Origin of the sequence: Vreelandella olivaria (assembly GCF_023507745.1) — a bacterium.
Taxonomy (GTDB): Bacteria; Pseudomonadota; Gammaproteobacteria; order Pseudomonadales; family Halomonadaceae; genus Vreelandella; species Vreelandella olivaria_A.
In genome coordinates, this window is the sequence record NZ_JALPZO010000014.1 from 68,363 (window position 1) to 79,470 (window position 11,108).

Here is an 11,108-nt window from a genome sequence, read left to right on the forward strand (position 1 = left end):
TTAGCGAAGATCCGCCAGAGGGTTTTCCTCCCACGGCGATGCTAATAACTCATTGATAAAAGCAGGCGCCACCGAGGCAACATCGGGATAGCTCCAGGCAGGCTGGCCATCTTTATCCACCAACAGGGCCCGCACGCCTTCCGGAAACTCGCGGTGACGACAGCACTGCACGGACAGTGCCAGCTCGGATTGAAATACTTCAGCGAGGGACATATGCCTGGCACGCTTTAGCTGCTCATCAATTAACGTAACGGAGACCGGGCTGCCATGGGCCAGCGTTTGCTGCGCTTTCTTGAACCATCTATCTTCGCTTTCCACTGCCAAAATAGCGGCGACTACCTGCTCCACAGTGTCATGATCCATTAGCCCACGAATCAGGGCCGCTGACTTGCAAACCGGGCTATCCAGTTCAGCAAACACGCTTTCGGACTGCTGCTCCAACTCACGCAATATACTGTTCACGACACCATTGGCATCGGTACGCTTGCCCTCCCCCCAGATAGCATTCAGTAATTTTTGCGTCAACGTAGTGCGATGATGAGTGGCAATGGCACGATCCGCCAGCCCCAGGTGAACTGCATCCAGCGCATTAATCTGGCTGCCCGTCATGGCAAGAAAGCGCCCGGTGCCATTGGGAAGACGGTTTAAAAACCAGCTGGCACCAACATCGGGATATAAACCAATAGTGACTTCCGGCATGGCAAGACGGGAGGTCTCGGTGACAATCCGGTGGCTGCTGCCACTCAGCAGGCCCATGCCGCCGCCCATGACGATACCACTGCCCCAGCAGACCACCGGTTTGGGATAGGTATGTAATAGATAATCCAGGCGGTATTCGGTATCGAAAAAGCGTTGTGGGAAGTCAGGATCACCATCACCGGTGATGGCTTTATAGAGATTGACGACATCTCCTCCAGCACAAAAGGCTTTTTCTCCGGCACTGTCCAGCAGGATGGCCACTACCCGTTCATCTGTTTGCCAGGCCTGTAGCTGGGGCAGCATGAGTTCAATCATTTCCAGCGTCAGCGCATTGAGTGAACGCTCGGCGTTCAGGCTAATCTCGCCGATCAAGTGGCCATCCTGGGTGGCGTATTCTGCAAAAAGTACGCTACTCATTCCAATATCCTTGTGGTTTGCTATAGCTCAAAGTTCGCCAGCACCATCCGCCAGTACACGACGGGAAATAATCAAACGCATAATCTCATTGGTACCTTCCAGAATACGGTGTACACGTGTGTCGCGCACATAGCGTTCCATGGGGTACTCCTTAATGTAGCCGTTACCACCGTATAGCTGGAGGGCTTCATCGCATACTTTGAATCCCACATCGGTGGCAAAGCGCTTGGCCATGGCGCAGTAGGCGGTAGCATCCGGATGACCTGCATCCAACTTGGTAGCGGCCATTCGTACCAGTTGGCGGGCGGCAACCAACTCAGTCACCATATCAGCCAAACGGAATTGCAACGCCTGAAAATCCGCCAGACGCTTACCAAACTGCTTGCGCTCCAGCATGTACTCGCGGGCTTTGTTGATCGCCTTCTGAGCGGTACCAATCGAGCAGGTAGCAATATTGATGCGCCCCCCGTCCAGCCCCTTCATGGCAATTTTAAAACCTTCACCCTCGCGGCCCAGCAAATGGCTGGCCGGTATGCGTACATCTTCGAAAGTGATCATCCGGGTAGGCTGACTGTTCCAGCCCATTTTGTCCTCTTTGCGCCCATAACTGATGCCGGCAGCCTTGGCATCTATGGCAAAGGCAGATACACCGCCTGGCCCCTCACCACCGGTACGCGCCATGACAACCAGAAAATCGGTACTGCCTGCACCGGAAATAAACATCTTGCTACCATTGAGCAGGTAGTCATCGCCATCGAACTTGGCGGTGGTTTTAAGTGATGCCGCATCGGAACCTGCGTTCGGTTCGGTCAGGCAATAAGAACCCAACAGCTCGCCGGTAGCCAACTTGGCACCCCACTGTTCTACCGCCTCGGCAGTACCGAAGTTCGCCAGCATCCAGGTCACCATGTTGTGAATGGTGAGATAGGCAGTGGTCGAGGTGCAGCCCATGGAGAGCTGTTCGAAAATAATGCTGGCATCCAGCCGGGAAAGCCCAAGGCCACCCACGCTCTCTGGAGCGTACAGAGAGCAGAAGCCCAGTTCACCCGCTTTACGGATTACATCCACAGGGAAAAATGCCTCGGCATCCCACCGGGCGGCGTGAGGCTCTAACTCGTTTTGGGCAAAGGCCCGCGCCATATCGGCAAAGGCAACCTGGTCTTCACTTAACTCAAAGTTCATGGCGAATCTCCGCAAAACGTATAGCCACGCAGGTACAAAATACCTTGGCCGGACCATACATTAGCTGTTGTCATTATTATCAATGTTGACGTTTACGTTAACTTATATTTTTCCCCTACCCAGCGCAACCGCTTACCCCCCACGACCTTTGGTGTACACACGCCATCAGACGAAAAAAGGGCGCCACTGGGCGCCCACACGGACAAGCACTGTCGTCAAAACCGCCCCAATCCATCTATTTAAAGTTTTTCCGATACATTTTGGTGAACTCGCCCACGATCCCACTGCGGAAGCTAAGCACACACACAACAAAGATAATGCCCAGAATCACATTGACCCAGTTGCCCAGGGGCGATTGCGCAAGGATATGTTGCAGGCTGACCACTATCCCCGCCCCCATTACCGGGCCTAATAGAGTGCCGACGCCTCCCAACAGCGTCATCAGGATGACTTCCCCAGACATATGCCAATGGGCATCGGTCAGCGAGGCCAACTGAAACACCACTGTTTTGGTGGAACCCGCCAGGCCTGCCAGGGCAGCGGAAAGTACGAAAGCCAGCAACTTGTAGGCATCCACGTTATAGCCAAGCGAAATGGCGCGCGGCTCATTCTCACGAATCGCTTTTAGCACCTGCCCAAAAGGCGAATGTACAGTGCGCTGAATCAGCGCAAAGCCAAACAGGAAGATCGCAAACACGAAGTAGTACATCGCCAGGTTGCTGCGCAGACTAATCATGCCAAACAGCGCACCGCGTGGTACGCCATGCAGGCCATCTTCACCACCGGTAAACGGCGCCTGAATAAACAGGAAGTAAACCAACTGAGCCAACGCCAGCGTTACCATGGCAAAGTAGATGCCTTGGCGGCGAATGGCCAGCACACCAAACAACGCTCCCAGCAAGGTGGCCATCAGTGTTCCGCCAATAATGCCCAACTCGGGAGTGAGGCCTGGGTAACTGGCCAGTAAATAACCCGTTATATAGCCCCCGGTTGCCAAAAAAGCGGCATGTCCAAACGACAGCAGCCCCGCATACCCCAGCAGGAGATTAAACGCACAGGCAAACAGCGCAAAACAGAGTACCTTCATTAAAAACACAGGGTAGGCAACAAACGGAGCGACCAGACCGATAGCCACAAGCGCGATATAGAACAGCGTACGCCTAAGTTTGGCTCGCCGCTGCCGTTCGGTAACGGCGTTGGGTATTAACACTGCATGAGATTCTGCCATGGTTTATGCCTCCTTACCGAACAGCCCAGAGGGGCGTAACATGAGCACAAGGATCATGACGAGAAAAATCACGGTATTGGAGGCTTCGGGGTAATACACCTTGGTGAGCCCCTCTATTACTCCCATCGACAAGCCAGTGACAATCGCCCCGAGAATCGACCCCATACCACCGATCACCACGACAGCAAACACGACGATCAGCAGGCTTGACCCCATCGTAGGGGAAACCGGGTATAACGGCGCCGCCAATACCCCGGCAAACGCAGCCAGGCCAACACCAAACCCATAGGTCAGGGTGATTAATAGTGGAACGTTTACCCCGAAGGCCTGCATAAGTTGAGAGTTTTCCGTTCCCGCCCGAAGATAGGCCCCCAGCCGGGTGCGCTCAATCATAAACCAGGTGAACAGACACATGGATAAGGCGGCGACCAGTACCCAGGCGCGATAGGTAGGCAGGAACATAAAGCCCAGATTCAAGCCTCCCTGGAGAACTTCCGGCGTGGCATAACGTGCACCGGAAACACCGAAGAAGTTGACCAGCGTCCCTTCAAAAATCAGCGCTAACCCGAAAGTTAACAGCAGCCCATAAAGATGGTCCAGGTGAGCAATGCGGCGCAGTAAAAAGCGCTCCATCAACATCCCGAGCCCACCCACTACTAACGGCACCAGAACCAGCGCCAGCCAATAGTTAATGCCCAGGTAGCGAAAGCCTAGCAGCGCAGCAAAGGCTCCCAGCATATATTGCGCCCCATGGGCAAAGTTGACGATCTTGAGTAGGCCGAAGATGACCGCCAGGCCCAAACTAAGCAGTGCATAAAAGGCTCCGTTCACAAGCCCCAGCGTTAACTGGCCCATGAACACAGCCAGTGGCACGCCGAATATCATTGTCATAACGCTAATCTCCTCGCCCGCCAACCGGTTCTACACAGTATCTTTGGCTTCTATTCGGCTTTGGGTTTGCATGAAAAGTCAGCGAGCACAGGTCAGGGGCAAAAATCGGCAAAAAGACGGAGTTTACTGGATTGTAAATGAGTACTTTAAGCCGATTTTTGACAACACATGACCGAGCGCCACTAGTTTTCAGACATAGCCTAGTTCTGTACCAGCTTGCACTGGCTCTCAGACAGTGGGCGATACGCCTCTTCGGCGGGAATAGTGCTGAGGATTTCGTACAGATCCCATTCACCGGTAGACGCTTCCGGTTTTTTTACCTGGGCGAGGTACATATCATGGACCATACGACCATCTTCCCGAATGCGACCATTACGGGCAAAGAAGTCATTGATCGGCTCTTCAGCCATTTTGGCGCGTACGGTTTCCGGGTCATCGGTGCCTGCTGCTTCCACCGCTTTTAAGTAGTGCATGGTGCTGGAGTAGATACCTGCCTGCACCATAGTGGGCATACGACCCACTTGTTCATAATAGCGCTCTGCCCATTCACGGGACTCATCATCCATATCCCAATACCAACCAGTGGTGAGCAGCAGGTTTTGGGTCGCGTCCAACCCCAAGGCGTGAATGTCATTAAGGAAAACCAACAGGCCCGCCAGCTGCTGTCCGCTCTGGGTAAGGCCAAACTGGCTGGCCGTCGTGATGGCATTCACCGTATCCGAACCTGCGTTGGCGAGGCCCACAATTTGTGCCCCTGAGCCTTGTGCCTGCAGAATATAAGAGGAGAAGTCACTGGTGGGGAATGGGTGGCGAACGTTACCAACGATTTCGCCACCATTCTCTTCGACCACCTTGATAACGTCCGCTTCCAGGGCATGACCAAAGGCATAGTCTGCGGTCAACAGAAACCAGCTATCGCCGCCCTGCTCCACCACTGCTCTTGCCGTACCATTGGCCAGCGGATAAGTGTCGTACACCCAGTGGACGTGGTTGGGTGTACAGTGCTCATTGGTCACACTGGACGCCGCTGAGCCTGATACGATCCCCAGGCCATTGTTTTCCTCCAGCACCCGGGTAACTGCAATGGTCACCGAAGAAGCAACCAGGCCCGCCACCATGTCAACGTTACGCTGGTCGATCCATTCCCGGACGGTATTGGCCCCCACATCGGCACTGTTACGATCATCGGCGCTGAAAACCACAATCGGCGCGCCATTCACACTGCCACCAAAGTCAGCCACAGCCATTTCCAGCGCGGTTTGACCACCAGGCCCTGCCAGATCACGGTAGGTACCCGACATATCGGCCAGATACCCAATACGCACTTCACCATCACTAATGTCCGCGTTAGCGGTCGAAACCGCCATGGCAGCGGCAATGGCGATGCTGGCAGTCAGCGTTTTTTTCGCAAATGTCATGTTCGTCTCCTGACCTTTTAGGCCTTTGTTGTTGTGTTACGACGTAGCGTGTTGATTGTGTTGAGCGGTTGTCATTATTGTGTTGTCAGCAGTGCTATCAGCAAAACATGTGCACGGTCAGTGCGGTCGCGCATTGGTACCGTAGTTCGTTATCAGTGCCTTATACTCCCAACATGGTATTGAGGTGCTCCCGACGGGATGGCAATTGAGCGGCGGTGATCTCTTCCACAATCCGGCCGTGATCCATGACGAAGTGGCGGTCCGCCAGCGGCGCGGCAAAACGGAAGTTCTGCTCCACCAGCACGATCGTCATGCCGCGCTCTTTTAACTGCACCAAGACCTCACCCAGTTTCTGGACGATAACGGGAGCCAGGCCTTCAGTAATTTCATCAAGCAGTAACAGCCTGGCACCGGTACGCAATATGCGCGCCATGGCCAACATTTGCTGCTCACCACCTGACAAGCGTGTGCCCTGGCTTTTGCGCCGCTCATAGAGATTGGGGAACATGGCATAGATTTCATCCAGGCTCATGCCTCCAGAGCGCACAGTGGGCGGGAGCAGTAGATTTTCATGCACATCCAGACTGGCAAAAATGCCACGCTCTTCCGGGCAATAACCGATCCCCAGCCGGGGAATATGGTGAGGCTTCATGCACAGAGTTTCATTACCGTTGATCACGATTGACCCTGTGCGCCGCCCCACCATATTCATAATGGACTTTAGGGTGGTGCTGCGCCCGGCGCCGTTGCGGCCCAACAGGGTAACCAGCTCACCACGCTTAACGTTAAAATTCACACCGTGCAAAATGTGCGACTCACCATAAAAGGCGTGTAAATCCTGTACCCGCAACATTTCCAGGTTTTGAGTATCGGTAGACTCATCCATCTCATGGGGCTCAGCAATATTCATACGACAGCCTCCTCTTCGGCGGCTTCACTACCCATATACGCTTCTCTCACCAGTGGATTGCGGGAAACACTCTGGTAGTCCCCCTCAGCCAATACCGCACCGCGCGCCAACACGGTAATCCGGTCACACAGGCGGCTGACGACACTCAGATTGTGTTCGACCATCAGCACCGTGCGCCCTTGTGATACACGCTTGATAAGCGCCACAATCCGATCCACGTCTTCCGCCCCCATACCCTGGGTAGGCTCATCCAGCAGCATCATGTTGGGATCAAGCGCCAGAGTGGTAGCGACCTCCAGAGCGCGCTTACGGCCGTAGGGCATTTCTACCGTGAGGGTATTGGCGTACTCCTTCAAACCGACCTCCGCCAACAGTTCCAGGGCGCGCTCGTTTAAAGGATCCAGCGACTTTTCCGATTTCCAAAAATGAAACGATGTGCCCAGCTTACGTTGTAGTGCCACGCGAACATTCTCGAGCGCGGTCATATGGGCGAATACGGCAGAAATCTGAAATGAGCGCACCAAACCAAGCCGGGCGATCTCATTGGATTTCATTGTGGTGATGGGCTTGCCGCGATACAAAATTTCACCGCGGGTAGGCGGTGAAAACTTGGTTAAAAGATTAAATACTGTCGTTTTACCGGCACCATTAGGGCCGATAAGGGCATGGATGTGTCCTTCCTGCACCTGAAGATTCACGTTATCCACGGCGGTAAAGCCGCGAAACTCCTTGGTCAGCCCCCGAGTTTCGAGCACTGGCCCACTTAGGACATCGTCTGCACGCATGAAGTGGTAAACCTCTTGTTGTTTTTGTGCTGACGTTGAACCAGCCTCTTTTATTATGGAGCGAAAAAGTGATTAGCCGGCAACGCACCCTTACCTGAACGTAAGGTGTAAGTGCAAACTAGCAATCACTTATAGGGTATTACAACTACAACTTTGGTCTACGCTTATACTAGCCAATCCACTGAATCCAATTAAAAACCAAAAATATCAATAAATTAAGAATTTTCAATGCTTATCTATAGCAAGCAATATCATCTTTACGTTAACGTAAACTTGTTTTAGCCTCAGGGTCAGTGTTCCATAGGGACATTACCCTATTGACGAGAAAACAGATCATGAGCAAAACCTACTCGATCAGTGAACTGGCCAGCGAATTTGACGTCACCACCCGCAGCATCCGCTTTTATGAAGATCAGGAGCTGCTTCACCCTACTCGTCGTGGTCAAACACGCATTTACAGCAGTAAAGATCGCGTACGGCTAAAGCTGACCCTGCGTGGCAAACGGCTGGGGTTTTCCCTGGCAGAAATCCGTGAACTGTTTGAGCTATGGGATGAAACCCGTAGTGGTAGCGAGAAACAGCTGCATTTGATGCTGAGCAAGATCAACGAGCGAAAAGCCGCTCTCGAACAACAAATGAAAGATATCACCATGGTGCAGCTGGAACTTGAGAGCGCTGAGATTCGCTGCCGCCAGGCCCTTGAAGAACTCAATGAAAAACCTCCATTAACAACGACAAGGTGATTGAGCATGTTTTCCCACTATTCAGAACTCAATTTCGGGCTCGACGACGAGTTGAACATGCTGCGCGAGCAGGTCAATGCCTTTGCCGCAAGCGAAATTGCACCACGCGCAGCCGAGATCGACCATAACAATGAGTTCCCCAACGACTTATGGAAAAAGTTTGGTGATATGGGGCTACTGGGGATTACAGTGCCCGAAGAGAATGGTGGCAGCGGTATGGGCTATCTTGCCCACTGTATTGCCATGGAAGAGATCTCGCGCGCCAGCGCCTCGGTCGCCCTCTCCTATGGCGCACACTCCAACCTGTGTGTGAATCAGCTCAAAATAAATGCCTCTGCCGAGCAGAAAGCCAAGTACCTGCCCAAGCTGCTTAGCGGTGAGCATATTGGCGCCCTGGCCATGTCAGAGCCAGGCGCCGGCTCTGATGTGGTCTCCATGCAACTGCGCGCCAGGCATGCAGGCGACCGCTACATTCTGAACGGTAATAAGATGTGGATCACTAACGGCCCCGATGCCAATGTGCTGGTGGTTTACGCCAAAACCGACCCCGAAGCGGGTTCCAAAGGGATCACTGCCTTCATTATTGAAAAGGGCATGCCCGGCTTCACCACTGCCCAAAAGCTCGACAAGCTGGGTATGCGCGGCTCCAACACCTGCGAGCTGGTTTTCCAGGACTGCGAAGTGCCCGCTGAAAACATACTGGGTGACGTTGGCAAGGGCGTGCGCGTGCTGATGAGCGGCCTTGACTACGAACGTACGGTGCTGGCCGCAGGCCCTATTGGCATCATGCAAGCCGCTGTGGACGTGGTAGTTCCTTACATCCACGAGCGTAAACAGTTCAACCAGTCCATTGGTGAATTCCAACTGGTACAGGGCAAGGTGGCGGATATGTACACCACTCTGAATGCCTGCCGCGCTTACCTGTATGCGGTGGCAGGCGCCTGCGACCGAGGCCAGACGTCTCGTAAAGATGCCGCTGGCGTGATTCTTTACTGTGCCGAAAAAGCGACTCAGGTAGCACTGGATGCCATTCAGTTGTTGGGTGGCAACGGCTATATCAATGAGTACCCCACAGGACGCCTGCTGCGGGATGCCAAACTTTACGAAATTGGCGCAGGAACCAGCGAAATTCGCCGCATGTTAATTGGCCGCGAACTCTTCAACGAAAGTAAGTAAGGGCCGCGCCATGAGCACTATCTTTACTCAGATTAACCCGCGTAGCGATGCCTTCCAGGCCAACGAAACATCACTGCTGGCAGAGGTGAGCAAGCTGCGTGAACTCACCGCCACGATTGCCCAAGGCGGCGGCCCCAAAGCCCGAGAGCGCCATGAGAGCCGGGGCAAACTGTTTGTTCGTGACCGCATTGATCACCTGATTGATGAAGGCTCGCCTTTTTTAGAGTTTTCTTCTCTGGCGGCTCACCAGGTTTACGACACTGAGGTACCGGCGGCGGGTGTGGTAACCGGCATTGGTCGCGTTTCAGGCGTTGAATGCGTCATTGTGGCCAACGATGCCACCGTTAAAGGCGGCACTTATTTTCCGCTGACGGTAAAAAAACACCTTCGCGCCCAAGAGATTGCCCGTAAGCACCGCCTGCCGTGCATTTATCTGGTGGACTCTGGCGGCGCCTTTTTACCCCGCCAGGATGAGGTGTTCCCAGACCGTGACCACTTCGGCCGCATCTTCTACAACCAGGCCACCATGTCAGCGGAAGGCATTCCACAAATTGCCGTGGTGATGGGTTCCTGCACCGCGGGTGGCGCTTATGTGCCCGCTATGGCAGATGAATCCATTATCGTAAAACAGCAGGGCACGATTTTCCTGGGCGGACCTCCGCTGGTGAAAGCCGCTACTGGCGAAAGCATTAGTGCCGAGGACCTGGGAGGCGCGGATGTACACGCAAAAATAAGCGGTGTTGCTGACCATTACGCAGAAAACGATGCCCACGCCCTACAACTAGCACGTGCCTGTGTCTCCCGACTGAACTGGCAAAAGCGTGGCAAGCTCGCTATGCAGGCGCCAAAACCGCCCAAACTCGACCCCGCCGAACTCTACGGTATTGTGGGTACCGACCTGAAGAAGCCCTACGATGTCCGCGAAGTCATTGGCCGTATTGTCGATGGTTCTGAATTTGACGAGTTCAAACGCTACTACGGCGACACGCTGGTGACCGGCTTTGCCCATATTCACGGCTATCCAGTGGGCATCGTAGCCAATAATGGCGTGCTGTTTTCAGAGAGTGCGGTGAAAGGTGCCCACTTTATTGAACTATGTGCCCAGCGCAAGATCCCGCTGATATTCCTGCAGAACATTACCGGCTTTATGGTCGGCTCCAGGTACGAGCATGAAGGCATTGCCAAACACGGTGCCAAACTGGTGACCGCGGTTGCCTGCGCCAAGGTGCCCAAGTACACCGTACTGATTGGTGGCAGCTTCGGAGCAGGTAACTACGGCATGTGTGGCCGCGCCTATGATCCCAACTTACTGTTTATGTGGCCCAACGCACGCATCTCGGTGATGGGTGGCGAACAGGCTGCAGGTGTACTTTCCCAGGTGAAACGCGAGCAGTATGCCCGCGAGGGGCGCGAATGGTCCACCAAGGATGAGGAAGCGTTTAAACAGCCCACCCGGGAGCAGTATGAGCACCAGGGGCACCCTTACTACGCCAGCGCCCGATTGTGGGATGACGGCGTCATCGACCCGCTGCAAACCCGCGATATTTTGGGACTTTCCCTGGCGGCTGCGATGAATGCCGACATAGAAGAGACACGCTTCGGCGTGTTCCGGATGTAAGTTGTAAAGCGTCTGCGCTCGACATCTTTACAGGAGCTTAA

General features: G+C 54.0%; 10 protein-coding genes. 3 read left to right on the plus strand and 7 right to left on the minus strand.

The window, feature by feature from the left end:
• The 7 genes from HP566_RS01170 to HP566_RS01200 all read right to left on the minus strand — a co-directional run bounded on the left by HP566_RS01170 (position 1) and on the right by HP566_RS01200 (position 7,530).
• The gene (locus HP566_RS01170; RefSeq protein WP_249975424.1) at positions 1-1,116 is read right to left on the minus strand and encodes an enoyl-CoA hydratase/isomerase family protein; all 1,116 of its coding nucleotides are present in this window, start codon (positions 1,114-1,116) and stop codon (positions 1-3) included.
• A 27-nt stretch (positions 1,117-1,143) separates the two neighbouring features.
• The gene (locus HP566_RS01175; protein WP_249975425.1) at positions 1,144-2,298 is read right to left on the minus strand and encodes an acyl-CoA dehydrogenase family protein; all 1,155 of its coding nucleotides are present in this window, start codon (positions 2,296-2,298) and stop codon (positions 1,144-1,146) included.
• 235 nt (positions 2,299-2,533) lie between these two features.
• Positions 2,534-3,526: a branched-chain amino acid ABC transporter permease gene (locus HP566_RS01180; protein WP_249975426.1), complete on the minus strand. Its 993-nt coding sequence runs from the start codon at positions 3,524-3,526 to the stop codon at positions 2,534-2,536.
• A gap of 3 nt (positions 3,527-3,529) precedes the next feature.
• Positions 3,530-4,417, minus strand: a complete 888-nt coding sequence (locus HP566_RS01185) for a branched-chain amino acid ABC transporter permease (protein ID WP_249975427.1) — start codon at positions 4,415-4,417, stop codon at positions 3,530-3,532.
• Between the two features lie 200 nt (positions 4,418-4,617).
• Positions 4,618-5,835, minus strand: a complete 1,218-nt coding sequence (locus HP566_RS01190; protein ID WP_249975428.1) for an ABC transporter substrate-binding protein — start codon at positions 5,833-5,835, stop codon at positions 4,618-4,620.
• 160 nt (positions 5,836-5,995) lie between these two features.
• Positions 5,996-6,745 carry an ABC transporter ATP-binding protein gene (locus HP566_RS01195; RefSeq protein ID WP_249975429.1) on the minus strand — a complete coding sequence of 250 codons (750 nt, stop codon included), beginning with the start codon at positions 6,743-6,745 and terminating at the stop codon, positions 5,996-5,998.
• Entirely contained in the window at positions 6,742-7,530 is a 789-nt protein-coding gene (locus tag HP566_RS01200) for an ABC transporter ATP-binding protein (RefSeq protein ID WP_249975430.1), read from the minus strand. The genes HP566_RS01195 and HP566_RS01200 overlap by 4 nt, the downstream gene beginning before the upstream one ends.
• 335 nt (positions 7,531-7,865) lie before the next feature.
• Between HP566_RS01200 and HP566_RS01205 the strand changes: the two genes are divergently transcribed.
• From HP566_RS01205 to HP566_RS01215, 3 genes are read left to right on the plus strand one after another with little or no spacing between them, the layout of a single operon-like run.
• Positions 7,866-8,273, plus strand: coding sequence for a MerR family transcriptional regulator (locus HP566_RS01205; protein WP_249975431.1), 408 nt, complete (start codon positions 7,866-7,868; stop codon positions 8,271-8,273).
• Between the two features lie 6 nt (positions 8,274-8,279).
• A complete protein-coding gene (locus HP566_RS01210; protein WP_249975432.1) occupies positions 8,280-9,449 on the plus strand; it encodes an isovaleryl-CoA dehydrogenase in 1,170 nt (389 codons plus the stop codon).
• 10 nt (positions 9,450-9,459) lie between these two features.
• Positions 9,460-11,067, plus strand: a complete 1,608-nt coding sequence (locus tag HP566_RS01215) for a carboxyl transferase domain-containing protein (protein ID WP_249975433.1) — start codon at positions 9,460-9,462, stop codon at positions 11,065-11,067.
• Positions 11,068-11,108: the final 41 nt, after the last annotated feature.